Origin of the sequence: Chitinophaga agri, assembly GCF_010093065.1 — a bacterium.
In the GTDB taxonomy this organism is placed as follows: Bacteria; Bacteroidota; Bacteroidia; order Chitinophagales; family Chitinophagaceae; genus Chitinophaga; species Chitinophaga agri.
In genome coordinates, this window is record NZ_CP048113.1 from 7,151,466 (window position 1) to 7,172,098 (window position 20,633).

At 48.2% G+C, this 20,633-nt stretch carries 1 protein-coding gene; it reads left to right on the top strand.

Going from position 1 to position 20,633, the window contains the following annotated elements:
• Positions 1-30: 30 nt before the first annotated feature.
• A complete protein-coding gene (locus tag GWR21_RS28425) occupies positions 31-20,613 on the top strand; it encodes a non-ribosomal peptide synthetase (RefSeq protein WP_162335084.1) in 20,583 nt (6,860 codons plus the stop codon).
• Positions 20,614-20,633 lie beyond the last annotated feature (20 nt).

Consider the following 20,633-nt stretch of genomic DNA (forward strand, 5'->3'; position numbering starts at 1 on the left):
ATTCTAGCGTTTATGGAAAGGACACAATCAATGACATCAATTTTAATAGCTGCCAGTAAGACCAACAAGGGTATCACCTTTATCAAAGGTGCCAACTCGGAGAGCTTCTGTAGTTATGAGGAACTATATAATACAGCTTTACATATTTTACATAATCTGCAGCTGCGTGGCATAAGATCCGGCGATGAGGTGGTGTTACAGCTGTCAGATAACCGGAAATTCCTGGAAGTATTCTGGGCATGTGTCATGGGTGGGATCATTCCAGTACCATTGGCTCCAGGTACACAGGGGTTACATCATGTGAAACTGATCACTATATGGAAGAAGCTGGATAGACCGTCACTTGTTTTTGATGAAGAGTTTAAATTACAATATGCAGGCTATGCAGATAAAACAGGTGATACTGATATTGTTCAGCTGATGCTGGATAGGGGATGGCACGTTGACAGCCTGCGGGAATTCCAGGGACAGGCAACTGCGGAGGAGAATAGGCCTGAAAATATTTGTTATATACAGTTTTCTTCCGGTTCCACCGGAGACCCCAAAGGTGTCACACTCACACATGCCAACCTATTGGCAAATACTGCTGCGATCGCAGATAGGATTTCAACCCAACAGCATGACAGATCGTTATGCTGGTTACCGCTGACCCACGACATGGGTATGATCTGTTTTCACCTGACAAGTGTCCTGGCTGCAATCGATCAATATATCATTCCAACCCCGTTGTTCATCAAACGTCCCTTATTATGGCTGGAGATGATAGGCAGGTACCACATCACACAATCGTACTCTCCCAATTTTGGGTTAAAATATGTGATGGCTGCCATTGACACAAATGGTGATGCTACCGGTAAATGGGTACTCAATAGCCTGAGGGTGATCATCAATGGGGCGGAGCCTGTGTCAGAAACATTATGCAGGTCATTCCTTGATAAACTCGAAGTATGTGGTCTGCCCGGTAGTTGTATGTTCCCCGGGTATGGGCTTGCGGAGGCATCTGTTGCGGTCACCATTCCGATGAAAGAAAGCAGTCTGTCATTTCTGAAGTGCAGCCGTACTTCCTTAATAAAAGGGAAGCAGGTAACAATTTTAAGTGAAGATGATCATTTGCCTTATGTCAGTTTCGCCAATGTGGGTGTCGCTGTAAATGATTGTGAGGTCAGAATATGCGACGATCATGATAATGTATGTGATAGCCTCGTTATTGGTCATATACAGGTAAGAGGATTGAACGTTACTGCCGGTTACTACAAGGACCCGGTAAAGTCGGTAGCAGTATTTACTTCTGATGGGTGGCTGCGGACAGGTGATTTGGGTTTCCTGTCGGGAAAAGAGCTATATGTGACGGGAAGGGAGAAGAATCTTATCATTGTAAATGGGCAGAACTATTACCCTCATGATATCGAGCAATATGCGGAAGAACTGCTTGATCTACGTCCGGGTAGCACTGTTGCTTGTGGCATTAACAATTACAAAACAGCTTCTTATGATACAGTGTTGTTTGTCGTATATAGACAGGATACGGCGAAATTTTCAGTAATTGCCTCACAACTGAGAGAAGCTATTTTAGCAGATACTGGTCTTTTGATAGATAAGATTATTCCTATTCGGAGTATTCCCAAGACTACAAGTGGAAAAGTACAACACTATCAATTAGCGGAGTTTTATAACAACGGTACGTATGACTCAATTTGTGCAGAATTAGATGCATTGCGTGCCATTGAGATGGGCAATAGCTCGCCCCGTACACAGACTCCGGAAGGTAAACTGGTTTATGTTGCAGAAGTAATTTTTGGCAGAAAACTGGGATATGATGAAAATTTCTTTCAAAGTGGACTGAGCAGTCTCCGGGCTGTGTCTTTTAGTAACCTGCTTGCGCAGCAGGGGTATCGTGTGCCGTTGCATGTAATCTTCGAATATCCGACCATCCGGTTACTCCGTAGTGAATTAGAAAGGGGGCATGCATCATCTGTCGTGCACATTCCTTTTGTCGGGCAAAAATCAAGCATACCGCTCACCCCTGGTCAACGGCATTTCTGGCTTTTCAATGAAATCAGGGAGAACAGTGCAGCAGGGAATATTGCTACCTGTACTGATATAGTGGGGATCCTGGATGAAAATAGCTTCATACAGTCGATGGAAACGATCGTTAGACGGCATGACAGTCTACGTACGGTGTTTGACCATTCGGATGGAATGCCATTACAGCATGTACTGCCGTATGAGCAATCGGGCTTTAGGGTAGTTGTTGAAGATCTGCGGGCTGCGCCCGATCCGGTTACAGTTGCGCAGGTGCGCGCCCGGGAACTGGCTGCACAGGCGTTTGACCTGGAACGGGGGCCGCTGCTGGATGTCAGGTTATTGCGTACAGCAGCCGATAGCTACCTGTTTGTTTTTGTGATCCATCATATCATTTCAGATGGCTGGTCAATAGACGTGATCAGTAAAGAACTTAGTGTATTGTATGCTGCTTATGTAAAGGGAGAAGCGCCCTCGTTACCGGCGTTACCCATTCAGTACGGTGATTATGTTCACTGGCAGCAGTCACGGGTTGGCACTCCCGGATATGATGCCAGCCGTAGGTTCTGGCTGGATTATCTGAGTGGTGACTTACCAGTCAGTGCGTTGCCATCATTTTCGGGTTATGACAGTGTTAAGCGTGGTCAGCATGGAGCGACCCTGCATATTGATCTTCCCGCTGATGTGAGTCAGCAACTGAAGTTGATCAGTCAGCGTGAGGGCGTAACCATGTTTAGTGTTATCCTGTCGCTGCTGGGTATCCTGTTGCAGAAGTATACGGGGGAAGACGAGGTGATGCTGGGAACGGATATAGCCGGGCGGGATCACTATGAGCTGGAAGGGCAGGTAGGATATTATCTGAAGCTGCTGGCCATTCGTTTACGGTTGCGCAGGGATGAAAGTTTCAGTGAATTGCTGCAGTCTACGCATGCAATGCTACTGGAAGTATATCAGCATCAGGACTATCCTTTTGAACATCTGCTGGAGGAACTTGGTATCCGGCAGGAAGCAGGTCGTTCACCTTTGTTTGATATTTTGGTACTGTTCCAGAACTTTGATAATGCATTAGGGTTCGATGGATTGCTGGAGGGTGCAGATATACGCTCAGAGGAGATCGACAATGGGACCAGTCTCAATGACCTGTTGCTGGAATTCAGTGAACGCAAAGGGTGCCTTCATTTGAAGGCACGTTATGATACAAGTGTATTCAACGCGAGTCAGATAAGTGATCTGGCCGCTCAGTTCATCCATCTTGCAGCGCAGCTGGATGAAGGTCTGTTATTGCCATTGTCAGCGCTGGACGTATTGACCCCGTCCCAGCAATATCAATTACTACATACCTTCAATGATACATCGGTAGTATATCCGGCGATGGACATAGTGAGCCTGTTTGAACGTCAGGTGCTGCAATCTCCTATGTCCACGGCACTTATCTGTGAGACACGTGCGTTAAGTTATGCCGAACTTGACCGCCTCTCCAATCTGGTAGCCGGTTATCTGCTGACAGCAACCTCGCTGCGGGAAGGAGAGCTGGTTGGCTTGCTGACAGCGCGTAATGAATACCAGGTGATCAGTATGCTGGGTGTCCTGAAAGCTGGTGGAGCTTACGTTCCCCTGGATCCGGAATATCCTGCAGAACGACTCTCCTATATGATCAGTGATAGTGGTGTAAGACTGATCTTAAGTGATCAGTTGGGAGAGGAGGGCGCGAGGTTCATTCCTATTGTCGATATTTGCAATGGCGTTACTACTTCCTTTGTAGGAAGTGTCCGGCGTGATCCGGAGCGTGTCGCGTATGTATTGTATACATCAGGCTCTACTGGTCGTCCGAAAGGCGTGATGATCGCTCATCGTGCGTTAAGCAATTATGTAAATTCCTTTATTAACTATTTTTCAATAACCTCCAGTGACCGGGTCATCCATCAGTCATCCATGTCGTTTGATACGTCTGTGGAGGAGATCTACCCTGCGTTATGTAGTGGAGGGTTGGTAGTGATAGCACCTGGCGGTGGTCGCGATGTGGCTGCATTGTCAGCGCTGATACAGGATGAGAGTGCTACCGTGTTAAGTACAACACCACTTGTGCTGCAGGAGCTGAACAATGACAGTACGGCCCTGAGAAGTTTACGCGTCATCATCAGTGGTGGTGATGAGTTAAAAAACAAGTATATCGACCATTTACCTGCAAATGTGCAGGTTTATAATACATATGGTCCCAGTGAGACGACCGTGTGTGCCACCTATTACCGGATTGAGGGAGGAGAGGAAGTTATACCTATCGGTAAGCCGATCAGTAATGTGCAGGTGTATATCCTGGATGAAAGGTTAGGGCTTCAGCCGGTTGGCGTAGCAGGAGAGCTATGTATCGGAGGAGCGGGCGTAGGTCTGGGTTATCTGAACAATGCGGAACTGACGTCATCTCGTTTCGTAGCTAATCCTTATGGGGATGGCCTTTTATATCGTACGGGCGATATGGCGAGGTGGCAGTCAGACGGTAACGTCTTATTCCTTGGCCGTGCGGATGATCAGGTGAAGGTGCGTGGCTACCGGATAGAATTAGGGGAGATCTCCCAGGTGCTTGCAGGTCATAGGAGCATCTGTGATGCAGTTGCGAAGGTGTCAGATCAGTCGCTGGCAGTGTATTATACATTATCCGAAGCGGTATCAGCGTCAGCGCTCCGATATTATCTTGAATCGCGTTTGCCGCACTACATGGTACCCGCTCACTTTATAGAGTTAGCGGCATTGCCTTTAACCGCGAGTGGGAAAGTGGACCGTTCCGCTCTTCCCAGCCCTGTTGCGGGTACACGCAGTTACCGTTTGCCGGCAACACCCTTATCGCGGCAGCTGGCAGCTATCTGGTCATCTGTGTTATCACAGGAAGTTATCGGGCTGGACGACCACTTCTTTGAACTGGGTGGTCATTCCCTGAAAGCAGTGCAGCTGATCAGTCGCATCTACAGGGAGTTTTCCGTACGGCTGTCGTTGAAGGAACTGTTTACACATCCTGTGCTGGAGGCGCAAAGTCAACTGATAGCGAAATCCCGCAGCGCACAATATGCGTCAATTCCGGTGAAGGAAAATCGTGCAGCATACCCATTATCTTATGAACAGCAACGTTTGTGGTTACTTGATCAACTTATTATAGGTAATACTGCTTTAAATCTTTCATGGTTGTGCGAGTTATCGTTATCCTATTTCCGGCTGGATGAAAATAGCTTCATGCAGGCGATGGAAACGATCGTTAGACGGCATGACAGTCTACGTACGGTGTTTGACCATTCGGATGGAATGCCGTTACAGCATGTACTGCCGTATGAGCAATTGGGCTTTAGGGTAGTTGTTGAAGATCTGCGTGCTTTGCCCGATCCGGTTACAGTTGCGCAGGTGCGTGCCCGGGAACTGGCTTCACAGGCGTTTGACCTGGAACGCGGGCCGCTGCTGGATGTCAGGTTGTTGCGTACAGCAGCCGATAGCTACCTGTTTGTTTTTGTGATCCATCATATCATTTCAGATGGCTGGTCAATAGACGTGATCAGTAAAGAACTTAGTGTATTGTATGCCGCTTATGTAAAGGGAGAAGCGCCCTCGCTACCGGCGTTACCCATTCAGTACGGTGATTATGTTCACTGGCAGCAGTCACGGGTTGGCACTCCCGGATATGATGCCAGCCGTAGGTTCTGGCTGGATTATCTGAGTGGTGACTTACCAGTAAGTGCGTTGCCATCATTTTCGGGTTATGACAGTGTTAAGCGTGGTCAGCATGGAGCGACCCTGCATATTGATCTTCCCGCTGATGTGAGTCAGCAACTGAAGTTGATCAGTCAGCGTGAGGGCGTAACCATGTTTAGTGTTATCCTGTCGCTGCTGGGTATCCTGTTGCAGAAGTATACGGGGGAAGACGAGGTGATGCTGGGAACGGATATAGCCGGGCGGGATCACTATGAGCTGGAAGGGCAGGTAGGATATTATCTGAAGCTGCTGGCCATTCGTTTACGGTTGCGCAGGGATGAAAGTTTCAGTGAATTGCTGCAGTCTACGCATGCAATGCTACTGGAAGTATATCAGCATCAGGACTATCCTTTTGAACATCTGTTGGAGGAACTTGGTATCCGGCAGGAAGCAGGTCGTTCACCTTTGTTTGATATTTTGGTACTGTTCCAGAACTTTGATAATGCATTAGGGTTCGATGGATTGCTGGAGGGTGCAGATATACGCTCAGAGGAGATCGACAATGGGACCAGTCTCAATGACCTGTTGCTGGAATTCAGTGAACGCAAAGGGTGCCTTCATTTGAAGGCACGTTATGATACAAGTGTATTCAACGCGAGTCAGATAAGTGATCTGGCCGCTCAGTTCATCCATCTTGCAGCGCAGCTGGATGAAGGTCTGTTATTGCCATTGTCAGCGCTGGAAGTATTGACCCCGTCCCAGCAATATCAATTACTACATACCTTCAATGATACATCGGTAGTATATCCGGCGATGGACATAGTGAGCCTGTTTGAACGTCAGGTGCTGCAATCTCCTATGTCCACGGCACTTATCTGTGAGACACGTGCGTTAAGTTATGCCGAACTTGACCGCCTCTCCAATCTGGTAGCCGGTTATCTGCTGACAGCAACCTCGCTGCGGGAAGGAGAGCTGGTTGGCTTGCTGACAGCGCGTAATGAATACCAGGTGATCAGTATGCTGGGTGTCCTGAAAGCTGGTGGAGCTTACGTTCCCCTGGATCCGGAATATCCTGCAGAACGACTCTCCTATATGATCAGCGACAGTGGTGTAAGACTGATCTTAAGTGATCAGTTGGGAGAGGAGGGCGCGAGGTTCATTCCTATTGTCGATATTTGCAATGGCGTTACTACTTCCTTTGTAGGAAGTGTCCGGCGTGATCCGGAGCGTGTCGCGTATGTATTGTATACATCAGGCTCTACTGGTCGTCCGAAAGGCGTGATGATCGCTCATCGTGCGTTAAGCAATTATGTAAATTCCTTTATTAACTATTTTTCAATAACCTCCAGTGACCGGGTCATCCATCAGTCATCCATGTCGTTTGATACGTCGGTGGAGGAGATCTACCCTGCGTTATGTAGCGGAGGGCTGGTAGTGATAGCACCTGGCGGTGGTCGTGATGTGGCTGCATTGTCAGCGCTGATACAGGATGAGGGTGCTACCGTGTTAAGTACAACGCCACTTGTGCTGCAGGAGCTGAACAGTGATAGTACAACCCTGAAAAGTTTACGCGTCATCATCAGTGGTGGCGATGAGTTAAAAAACAAGTATATCGACCATTTACCTGCAAATGTGCAGGTTTATAATACATATGGTCCCAGTGAGACGACGGTCTGTGCCACCTATTACCGGATTGAGGGAGGAGAGGAAGTTATACCCATCGGTAAGCCGATCAGCAATGTGCAGGTGTATATACTGGATGAGAGGTTAGGGCTTCAGCCGGTTGGCGTAGCAGGAGAGCTGTGTATCGGAGGAGCGGGCGTGGGTCTAGGTTATCTGAACAATGCGGAACTGACGTCATCTCGTTTCGTATCTAATCCTTATGGGGCTGGCCTTTTATATCGTACGGGTGATATGGCGAGGTGGCAGTCAGATGGTAACGTCTTATTCCTGGGCCGTGCGGATGATCAGGTGAAGGTGCGTGGCTACCGGATAGAATTAGGGGAGATCTCCCAGGTGCTTGCAGGTCATAGCAGCATCCGTGATGCAGTTGCGAAGGTGTCAGATCAGTCGCTGGCCGTGTATTATACATTATCCGAAGCGGTATCAGCGTCAGCGCTCCGATATTATCTTGAATCGCGTTTGCCGCACTACATGGTACCCGCTCACTTTATAGAGTTAGCGGCATTGCCTTTAACCGCGAGTGGGAAAGTGGACCGTTCCGCTCTTCCCAGCCCTGTTGCGGGTACACGCAGTTACCGTTTGCCGGCAACACCCTTATCGCTGGAGCTGGCAGCTATCTGGTCATCTGTGTTATCGCAGGAAGTTATCGGACTGGACGACCACTTCTTTGAACTGGGCGGTCATTCCCTGAAAGCAGTGCAGTTGATCAGTCGCATCTACAGGGAGTTTTCCGTACGGCTGTCATTGAAGGAACTGTTTACACATCCTGTGCTGGAGGCGCAAAGTCAACTGATAGCGCAATCCCGCAGAGAACAATATACTCCCATTCCCGTCATAGCATCAGCAGATAGTTATCCGTTATCGAATGCACAGCAGCGTATGTGGGTACTGTATGAGCTGTCGCCAGGAAGTGCCGCATATAATATACCGTTGCTGTCCCGTTTGAGCGGTAAAATAGACCAGCTGGCGCTGGAACAGTCACTGCAGGTATTGCTGTTACGTCACGAGAGCTTGCGTACCGTGTTTGAGCAGCAGGATGGGGAACCGCGCCAGCGCATAGCCTCATTTAGCGGCAGTCTGCTGACAGTGTATGACTACCCTGGTGATGAGCCCCGTGCGTTAGCTCATGCACAGTCGCTGTCGGCTATCCCATTTGATCTGTCAGCGGGTCCATTGCTGCGCGTTTGTTTGCTGATGACAGGAGCAGAAGAAGGTTTGCTGTTATTGTGTCTTCATCACATCATTGCAGACGAATGGTCCATGCAGGTACTGTTCGGAGAACTGATCCGTTTATACAATGGTTATGTGTCAGGTAGTCCTGTGGAGCTGGAAGCACTTCGGGTACAGTACAAGGACTATGCTTACTGGCAACGCTCACAGTTACCGGAAGCATTATTATCATCACGTACTTACTGGACGGAACGTTTTTCAGGAGTTCTTCCCGTACTCGACCTGGCAACAGATTATCTGCGTCCCTCAGTGAAGGGATATCAGGGAGCCAGCTACACTTATACATTTAATGCAGGTGACAGCGAACTGTTTGGGCAGGTATTACAGGATCATCACAGTACCCTTTTCATGGGTTTACTGGCACTGGTGAAGTTATTGCTCTATCGTTACACGGGTCAGACAGATCTGATAGTAGGTAGTCCTGTGGCGGGCCGTGAACATCCTGATCTGGAAAATCAGGTGGGCTTCTATGTCAATACGCTGGCGCTGCGTGATGAGTTGAAAGGAGGCGAGGGCTTTAGCACATTATTGGAACAGGTACGTCAGACGGTATTGGAAGGGTTTGCGCATCAGGCATACCCATTTGATGAACTGGTTACGATGTTGTCTTTATCGCATGACATGAGTCGTTCACCATTATTTGATGTAATGGTGAGCTTACAGGATCAACATATCCTGCCTGAAGTAGCAGGTCTTTCCGTATCAGCGATACATCCCGATCAGGGTATCAGCAAGTTTGACCTGTCGTTTTATTTTGCGGACACCGCAGATGGTATTCAATTACAGCTGGAGTATGACACAGCACTATATAGTCATGAGCGGATCGTTCGGATGACAGGACATCTTGAGGGGCTGATGCGGGCAGTGTTAAGGCAGGGTACGTCAGCATCGCTATCCTCTTTGTCTTATCTGAGTGATGCCGAACAACAGGAACTGCTGTATACGTTCAATGATACATCAGCTGCATATGATTTGTCCGATACAATTATCAGTCTTTTTGAGCAGCAGGTAGCAATATCACCATCATCGATAGCTGTTATCAGTGAAGATATATCATTAAGTTATGCGGAACTGAATGCACGTGCAAACGCTTTGGCGCATTATCTGTTAAATGATTATGCTATTCGTCCCGGTGAACTGATCGGTTTAAAGACTGCGCGTACTGCGTACTTTGTTATCGGTATATTCGGCATTCTGAAGTCCGGTGCAGCCTATATTCCCATTGATCCTGAGTATCCGGCCGAACGTGTGGGATACATGATCAGTGATAGTGGTTTACGGTTGTTGTTAACCGATCAGGAGGGTGAAGAACGTTCAGGTGTTGAGACAATCTTCTTAACAGATCCTGCTGTTTATAGCAGCCGGTCTGCAATGAATCCAGGCAGGAGCACAGATGGAGGTCAACTGGCCTATGTGTTGTACACCTCTGGCTCCAGCGGCCGTCCAAAGGGAAGTCAGATCAGTCATAGCAGCGTAGTGAATCTGAGTAGCTGGCATCAGCGTCAATTTGGATTAACGACGGAAAGTGTAGGTTCTCTGTACGCCAATATCAGTTTTGATGCGAGTGTGTGGGAGTTGTTTCCTTACCTGTTATCAGGGGGTAGTGTGAAAATGTTATCAGGGGATCTGCGTTTAGATCTGCCAGCATTAGTAAAAGAGCTGAACACGGGAGGCATTACACACACCTTCCTTCCCACCGGCATACTGAAATCTATTCTTTCTTCAGCACTGACCTTAAAAAAGGAGCTGATCATTCTTACGGGAGGAGATACACTAGACCGTATCTCGGCTCCAGGATTAACGATATACAATAACTACGGTCCGACAGAGTCCACCGTTGTAACTACAAGTTACCGGATTAAGGGCGGAGAGGAAGTTATACCCATCGGTAAGCCGATCAGCAATGTGCAGGTGTATATCCTGGATGAAAGGTTAGGGCTTCAGCCGGTTGGCGTAGCAGGAGAGCTATGTATCGGAGGAGCGGGCGTAGGTCTTGGTTATCTGAACAATGCGGAACTGACGGCATCTCGTTTCGTAGCTAATCCTTATGGGGAAGGCCTTTTATATCGTACGGGTGATATGGCGAGGTGGCAGTCAGATGGTAACGTCTTATTCCTTGGGCGTGCGGATGATCAGGTGAAGGTGCGTGGCTACCGGATAGAATTAGGAGAGATCTCCCAGGTGCTTGCAGGTCATAGCAGCATCCGTGATGCGGTAGCGAAGGTGTCAGATCAGTCGCTGGCCGTGTATTATACATTATCCGAAGCGGTATCAGCGTCAGCGCTCCGATATTATCTTGAATCGCGTTTGCCGCACTACATGGTACCCGCTCACTTTATAGAGTTAGCGGCATTGCCTTTAACCGCGAGTGGGAAAGTGGACCGTTCCGCTCTTCCTGCCCCTGTTGCGGGTACACGCAGTTACCGTTTGCCGGCAACGCCCTTATCGCGGGAGCTGGCAGCTATCTGGTCATCTGTGTTATCACAGGAAGTTATCGGGCTGGACGACCACTTCTTTGAACTGGGCGGTCATTCCCTGAAAGCAGTGCAGCTGATCAGTCGCATCTACAGGGAGTTCTCCGTACGGCTGTCATTGAAGGAACTGTTTACACATCCTGTGCTGGAGGCGCAAAGTCAACTGATAGCGCAATCCCGCAGAGAACAATATACCCCCATTCCCATCATAGCATCAGCAGATAGTTATCCGTTATCGAATGCGCAGCAGCGTATGTGGGTGCTGTATGAGTTGTCACCAGAAAGTGCCGCATATAATATACCGTTGCTGTCCCGTTTGAGCGGTAAAATAGACCAGCTGGCGCTGGAACAGTCACTGCAGGTATTGCTGTCCCGTCACGAGAGCTTGCGTACCGTGTTTGAGCAGCAGGATGGGGAACCGCGCCAGCGCATAGCCTCATTTAGCGGCAGTCTGCTGACAGTATATGACTACCCTGGTGACGAGCCCCGTGCGTTAGCTCATGCACAGTCGCTGTCGGCTATCCCATTTGATCTGTCAGCGGGTCCATTACTGCGCGTTTGTTTGCTGATGACGGGAGCAGAAGAAGGTTTGCTGTTATTGTGTCTTCATCACATCATTGCAGACGAATGGTCCATGCAGGTACTGTTCGGAGAACTGATCCGTTTGTACAATGGTTATGTGTCAGGTAGTCCTGTGGAGCTGGAAGCACTTCGGGTACAGTACAAGGACTATACATACTGGCAACGCTCACAGTTACCGGAAGCATTATTATCATCACGTACTTACTGGACGGAACGTTTTTCAGGAGTTCTTCCCGTACTCGACCTGGCAACAGATTATCTGCGTCCCTCAGTGAAGGGATATCAGGGAGCCAGCTACACTTATACATTTAATGCAGGTGACAGCGAACTGTTTGGGCAGGTATTACAGGATCATCAGAGTACCCTTTTCATGGGTTTACTGGCACTGGTGAAATTATTGCTCTATCGTTACACGGGTCAGACAGATCTGATAGTAGGTAGTCCTGTGGCGGGTCGTGAACATCCAGATCTGGAAAATCAGGTGGGCTTCTATGTCAATACGCTGGCGCTGCGTGATGAGTTGAAAGGAGGGGAGGGCTTTAGCACATTATTGGAACAGGTACGTCAGACGGTATTGGAAGGTTTTGCGCATCAGGCATACCCATTTGATGAACTTATTACGATGTTGTCTTTATCGCATGACATGAGTCGTTCACCATTATTTGATGTAATGGTGAGCTTACAGGATCAACATATCCTGCCTGAAGTAGCAGGTCTTTCCGTATCAGCGATACATCCCGATCAGGGTATCAGCAAGTTTGACCTGTCGTTTTATTTTGCGGACACCGCAGATGGTATTCAATTACAGCTGGAGTATGACACAGCACTATATAGTCATGAGCGGATCGTTCGGATGACAGGACATCTTGAGGGGCTGATGCGGGCAGTGTTAAGGCAGGGTACGTCAGCATCGCTATCCTCTTTGTCTTATCTGAGTGATGCCGAACAACAGGAACTGCTGTATACGTTCAATGATACATCAGCTGCATATGATTTGTCCGATACAATTATCAGTCTTTTTGAGCAGCAGGTAGCAATATCACCATCATCGATAGCTGTTATCAGTGAAGATATATCATTAAGTTATGCGGAACTGAATGCACGTGCAAACGCTTTGGCGCATTATCTGTTAAATGATTATGCTATTCGTCCCGGTGAACTGATCGGTTTAAAGACGGCGCGTACTGCGTACTTTGTTATCGGTATATTCGGCATTCTGAAGTCCGGTGCAGCCTATATTCCCATTGATCCTGAGTATCCGGCCGAACGTGTGGGATACATGATCAGTGATAGTGGTTTACGGTTGTTGTTAACCGATCAGGAGGGTGAAGAACGTTCAGGTGTTGAGACGATCTTCTTAACAGATCCTGCTGTTTATAGCAGCCGGTCTGCAATGAATCCAGGCAGGAGCACAGATGGAGGTCAACTGGCCTATGTGCTGTACACCTCCGGCTCCAGCGGCCGTCCAAAGGGAAGTCAGATCAGTCATAGCAGCGTAGTGAATCTGAGTAGCTGGCATCAGCGTCAATTTGGATTAACGACGGAAAGTGTAGGTTCTCTGTACGCCAATATCAGTTTTGATGCGAGTGTGTGGGAGTTGTTTCCTTACCTGTTATCAGGGGGTAGTGTGAAAATGTTATCAGGGGATCTGCGTTTAGATCTGCCAGCATTAGTAAAAGAGCTGAACACGGGAGGCATTACACACACCTTCCTTCCCACCGGCATACTGAAATCTATTCTTTCTTCAGCACTGACCTTAAAAAAGGAGCTGATCATTCTTACGGGAGGAGATACACTAGACCGTATCTCGGCTCCAGGATTAACGATATACAATAACTACGGTCCGACAGAGTCCACCGTTGTAACTACAAGTTACCGGATTAAGGGCGGAGAGGAAGTTATACCCATCGGTAAGCCGATCAGCAATGTGCAGGTGTATATCCTGGATGAAAGGTTAGGGCTTCAGCCTGTTGGCGTAGCAGGAGAGCTATGTATCGGAGGAGCGGGCGTAGGTCTTGGTTATCTGAACAATGCGGAACTGACGGCATCTCGTTTCGTAGCTAATCCTTATGGGGAAGGCCTTTTATATCGTACGGGTGATATGGCGAGGTGGCAGTCAGATGGTAACGTCTTATTCCTTGGCCGTGCGGATGATCAGGTGAAGGTGCGTGGCTACCGGATAGAATTAGGAGAGATCTCCCAGGTACTTGCAGGTCATAGCAGCATCCGTGATGCGGTAGCGAAGGTGTCAGATCAGTCGCTGGCCGTGTATTATACATTATCCGAAGCGGTATCAGTGTCAGCGCTCCGATATTATCTTGAATCGCGTTTGCCGCACTACATGGTACCCGCTCACTTTATAGAGTTAGCGGCATTGCCTTTAACCGCGAGTGGGAAAGTGGACCGTTCCGCTCTTCCTAGCCCTGTTGCGGGTACACGCAGTTACCGTTTGCCGGCAACACCCTTATCGCGGGAGCTGGCAGCTATCTGGTCATCTGTGTTATCACAGGAAGTTATCGGGCTGGACGACCACTTCTTTGAACTAGGCGGTCATTCCCTGAAAGCAGTGCAGCTGATCAGTCGCATCTACAGGGAGTTTTCCGTACGGCTGTCGTTGAAGGAACTGTTTACACATCCTGTGCTGGAGGCGCAAAGTCAACTGATAGCGCAATCCCGCAGAGAACAATATACCCCCATTCCCGTCATAGCATCAGCAGATAGTTATCCGTTATCGAATGCGCAGCAGCGTATGTGGGTGCTGTATGAGTTGTCACCAGAAAGTGCCGCATATAATATACCGTTGCTGTCCCGTTTGAGCGGTAAAATAGACCAGCTGGCGCTGGAACAGTCACTGCAGGTATTGCTGTCCCGTCACGAGAGCTTGCGTACCGTGTTTGAGCAGCAGGATGGGGAACCGCGCCAGCGCATAGCCTCATTTAGCGGCAGTCTGCTGACAGTATATGACTACCCTGGTGACGAGCCCCGTGCGTTAGCTCATTCACAATCGCTGTCGGCTATCCCATTTGATCTGTCAGCAGGTCCATTACTGCGTGTTTGTTTGCTGATGACAGGAGCAGAAGAAGGTTTGCTGTTATTGTGTCTTCATCACATCATTGCAGACGAATGGTCCATGCAGGTACTGTTCGGAGAACTGATCCGTTTATACAATGGTTATGTGTCAGGTAGTCCTGTGGAGCTGGAAGCACTTCGGGTACAGTACAAGGACTATGCCTACTGGCAACGCTCACAGTTACCGGAAGCATTATTATCATCACGTAATTACTGGACGGAACGTTTTTCAGGAGTTCATCCCGTACTCGACCTGCCAACAGATTATCTGCGTCCCTCAGTGAAGGGATATCAGGGAGCCAGCTACACTTATACATTTAATGCAGGTGACAGCGAACTGTTTGGGCAGGTATTACAGGATCATCAGAGTACCCTTTTCATGGGTTTGCTGGCACTGGTGAAGTTATTGCTCTATCGTTACACGGGTCAGACAGATCTGATAGTAGGTAGTCCTGTGGCGGGTCGTGAACATCCAGATCTGGAAAATCAGGTGGGCTTCTATGTCAATACGCTGGCGCTGCGTGATGAGTTGAAAGGAGGGGAGGGCTTTAACGCATTATTGAAACAGGTACGTCAGACGGTATTGGAAGGTTTTGCGCATCAGGCATACCCATTTGATGAACTGGTTACGATGTTGTCTTTATCGCATGACATGAGTCGTTCACCATTATTTGATGTAATGGTGAGCTTACAGGATACCCCGGTGTCACCATCCGTATCAGGACTATCTGTGGAAAGTGTAGCGCTTGATCATCGCATCAGTAAATTTGACCTGCTGTTCTCGTTTGTTCGTGATGAAGCAGGCATCCGCCTTGAACTGGAATATGATACGGCCTTATACAGGGAAAGCACTGTCAGCCGGATGGCAGGCCACCTGGGGCAACTGTTAACCGCCATCTTATCATCGCCTGATACTGCGCTGGATGAAATCAGTTACCTGAGTGAAAGAGAAACGCATGAACTGTTATACACCCTCAATGATAACCCTGCCGGGTATCCTGAAGATAAAACACTGGTTGATCTGTTTGAGTGGCAGGTGAGTCAGACCCCTGATCATGTTGCGGTAGTTTTCGGTGACCACAGTCTGACCTATAAGGAACTGAATACCCGTAGTAACCGTTTGGCAGGTTACCTTCGGTCGCATTATCATCCACGCCCCGATGACCTGATCGGCATCCTGCAGTCACGCACGGAACAGATGATCATTTGCATTCTTGGCATTCTGAAATCGGGTGCAGGTTATGTGCCGATCGATGTTGACTATCCAGGAGACCGCATCGATTACATGAAGACAGACAGTCATTGTCTGGTGGTCCTGGATGAAGGGGAACTGAACCGGTTCTTAGCGGAAGAAGCCACTTATCCCGGGGACAATCCTGAGAAGGTGAATACGCCTTCTGATATAGCCTATGTGATCTATACATCAGGCACAACAGGGCAGCCTAAAGGGACTTTGATAACGCACGGGAATGTTGTGCAGTTACTGAAGCCTGATCGCCCGATATATGATTTCCAGGCGACAGATGTATGGACAATGTTCCATTCGTACTGTTTTGATTTTTCGGTATGGGAGATGTATGGGGCCTTGTTGTTTGGTGGTCGTGTTGTGATCGTACCGGGAGCTACAGCCCGCGATCCGGAGGCATTCATCACGTTGCTGCAGGAACAGGGCGTGACCGTTTTGAACCAGACGCCGTCTGCTTTTTATAATCTTCAGCAATCACTGTTATCGGCTGGTTGTCCGCCATTGTCATTAAGATATGTCATATTCGGTGGCGAGGCATTAAGTCCGGCAAAGTTATCATCGTGGTATAAGTATTACCCATCGGCTGCTTTAGTCAATATGTATGGTATCACAGAGACGACGGTGCATGTGACCTTTAAAGCAATCACGGAACCGGATATTGAATCAGGTATCAGCAATCTGGGTCGTCCTATACCGACGCTACGTTGTTATGTACTGGATAGTCATGGACAATTGGTTCCGTTTGGTGTACCTGGAGAATTGTATGTAGGAGGAGCGGGGGTGAGCCGTGGTTATCTGAACCGTGAATCACTGACAGCGTCCCGTTTCGTAGCAAGTCCGTTTGTGGCTGGCGACCGCCTTTACCGGACGGGAGACAAAGTTCGCCTGCTGGCGAATGGAGACCTTGTGTATTATGGCCGGTTGGATAACCAGGTGAAGATACGTGGCTACCGTATTGAATTAGGTGAAGTGGCGTATGTCTTGTCGCGGCATGAGGACATAGAAGATGCTGTTGTAAAGGTGATAGACAGGAACGGGGACAAACAGCTGAGTGCTTACTATACACAGGTATCACCGGTAAGTGATACGGCATTACGTGAATATATGCACCAGCGTCTACCCGCCTATATGGTTCCCGTTCACTTCACGATGTTAGACAAGCTACCGCTTACATCGAATGGGAAAGTCAACCTGAACGCATTACCGGAGCCGCAGACGGTTGGCCGGATGTACCGTGCAGCGTCCACATCCACAGAGAAGTCCCTTGCCGAGATATGGGAAAGCCTACTGGGCTGTGGCCGTGTGGGACTGGATGATCATTTTTTTGACCTGGGTGGTCATTCTTTAAAGGCGGTACAGCTATTGAGCCGTATCCAGCAGCGATTTTCGGTGCGTCTCAGCCTGAAGGATGTGTTCACCCATGCATTGCTATCCGATCAGAGCGCGCTGATAGCGGCTGCTGCACATGACGCCTATGCTCCAATACCGTCAGCGCCTGTGGCAGACAGCTATCCGTTGTCCAATGCACAGAAGCGGCTATGGGTATTGCAACAATTCGATAAACAAGCTACAGTATACAATATATCCCTGTTAAATACGCTCAGGGGTAAAGTAGATGTCGACAGTATGAAGCGCGCCTTTGAGGCATTGATAGCACGTCATGAGGTGCTTCGTACTGTGTTTCTTATCCAGGGAAATGAGCCATGGCAGTATATTCTTCCACCGGGAATGTTTTTGTTCGCTGTTGAATATGTTGATTATACCTGGAGTGAGGATGGCACAATGCGTGCAAAAGAACATGCAAAATCGATAGCTGAGACTGTCTTTGATCTTGAACGGGGTCCTTTATTAAAAGCCGGTTTATTCAGGATGGCTTCGGACGAATATCTTTTTGTTATAGCCATTCATCATAGTATTTCCGATGAATGGTCCATCCGCATACTGGTAAAGGAACTGCATGATTACTATAATAGTTATGTAAAGGGACAGGCTCCGGTTATCGCACCTTTACCCATACAATATAAGGATTACGCCTGTTGGCAACAGATGCGTTTACAGAAAGGTGATCTGCAGGAAGCCCGCACATACTGGCTTGAGCGATTGAATGGGGAACTGCCGGTTTTAGAGCTGCCTACTGATTATCCTCGTCCACCTGTACAACGCCATCGGGGTGCACAGATATGTCATCGGTTTGCGAAAGCAGAGATAGCAGTATTTGAGTCTTTACTGCATGAACAGGAGGCCACCCTATATATGGGACTGGTCGCATTAATCAATGTATTATTATATCGTTATACCGGACAAACAGATATCCTTATTGGTAGTCCCGTGGCAGGGCGTGTACATCGTGATCTTGAAGATCAGATCGGCTTTTATGTAAATACGCTGATATTAAGGAATCAGATACCGGTTACAGAAGCATTCACTACATTTCTACAACAGGTACGGCACACAGTAATGGATGCGTTCACTTATCAGGAATATCCTTTCGATATACTGGTTGAAGAACTATATGTAGCGCGCGATCTGAGCCGTTCACCGCTGTTTGATGTGATGATTAGTTTGCAGGAAGAACAACCAGCCCAGGCGTTTAGTGGGGTTTGCGTGGAAACCTTGCCGCTGGAAAATGCGGTCAGTAAGTTCGATCTGCTCTTTTTCTTTGAAAGGGAAAACGGTCAACTGCAGTTAAGGATTGAATATGACATTGACCTGTACAGACATGATCGTATCGAGCAGATGGTGAGGCATCTGCAAGGTTTAATGACGGCTGTGGTGTATACTCCGCATGCATCATTATCAGCACTTGCCTATCTATCTGAACAAGAGCGTCATCAGTTGCTTCATACATTTAATAATACTTATGTGGATCAACTGGCGGACGCCACAATGGTCAGCCTGTTTGAAAAACAGGTAGACTGTGAGGGCACTGTTATCTGTGGAGACGTTAAGCTTAGTTACGCGGAATTGAATGCCAGCGCCAATATGTTGGCGCATTATTTATTGCATGAGCAGAAGGTTCAGGCGGGAGAAATAATAGGGCTATATACCAATCGTAATGAATACATGTTAATCGGCATGCTGGGGATATTAAAAGCCGGAGCCGCGTACCTGCCTATAGATCCTACGTATCCGGAAGATCGGATCTCATACATGGTAAAGAACAGTCGATTACAAATTGTACTTACCGATCAGGATTTTCCATTTGTTCTACCCGCGAAGATTGTATCGCTCCGGCAGGAAAGCTTAATAGCTGGTCAGCAGATAAGTAATCCACAGATATCTATCCCGGCCAACCAACTCGCATATGTGCTTTATACATCCGGGTCAACCGGCCAACCTAAAGGTGTGATGATTGAGCATGGTGCCGTGGTCAACATGTTGATCAGTGTAGGAGCGGAAATTGGCATCAGTGTTTCCGATCGCTGGTTAGCCGTGACCACATACACATTTGATATGTCAGTCGTAGAACTGTTCCTGCCATTGATAACAGGTTGTGATCTGATTATTGCAGACCGTCGGATGATCAACACACCAGCGTTATTGACAGAAGCGATTAGCAGCAGGAAGGTGACTATAATGCAGGCGACACCCGTGATGTGGAACCTGCTGGTTGAAAGCGGATGGCAGCCTGGTGGCTGGCTAAAGCTGATTACTGGTGGAGAACCGTTAACAAGTGTACTCTGTCAGCGTTTGTTGGCTGGTGGTGCGGAACTCTGGAATATGTATGGCCCTACAGAAACCACTGTCTATGCGACTTATCACAAAGTAAAACGTAGTCTTGATAATCAGCCTATCGGGCGTCCCGTTTCCAACACACAAATCTACATCCTGGATGATCATCTTGCACTGCAACCTGTCAACGTACCAGGCGAATTGTACATCGGAGGAAAGGGAGTAGCGCGCGGTTATCTTCACAATGATAAACTCACTGCCGACCGCTTTATTGAGAACCCCTTCGGACAAGGCCGTCTGTATCGTACCGGCGATATCGCCCGATGGTTGCAGGATGGAAATATAGAGTATGTGGGGCGCGCAGATGATCAGGTGAAACTACGCGGTTATCGCATTGAACTGGGAGAAATAGAACAGGCCATCCTATCCTGCGAAGGTGTGGAGCAGGCAGTTGTTAAACTGATAGTGCATTCCGGCGATAAGTTCCTTGCAGCCTATTATACGGCATCACTGGAAGTAAGTGTGAATACCCTACGGAAATATTTGCAGGCGAAATTGCCACAGTACCAGGTACCTTCTTATTTCATTTTGATGAATGAATTTCCTGTGACCTCAAGCGGTAAGATTGACCGTCGTGCGTTGCCGGAACCTGTCATTCGGGAGCGCCTGTATCGGGCTCCTGTTACAAATGTAGAACACGAACTCGCAGGTATATGGGAGGATGTGCTAGGCCATGCTCCTGTGGGGTTGGATGATAACTTTTTTGAATTGGGAGGACATTCTCTGAAAGCAATACAACTTATGTCCAGAATATCTAAAGCGTTTGCTGTGCAACTCGATATCAGGGAACTATTGATAGATCCTGTACTCTCTGCGCAAAGCAGCAGAATAGAGGTTCATCAGTGGGGAAAGGGCGCTGTGCCGGAAAATTCAATAGATAATATGGATGAGATCATTATTTAGTTTTTATAAAAGTATATCAC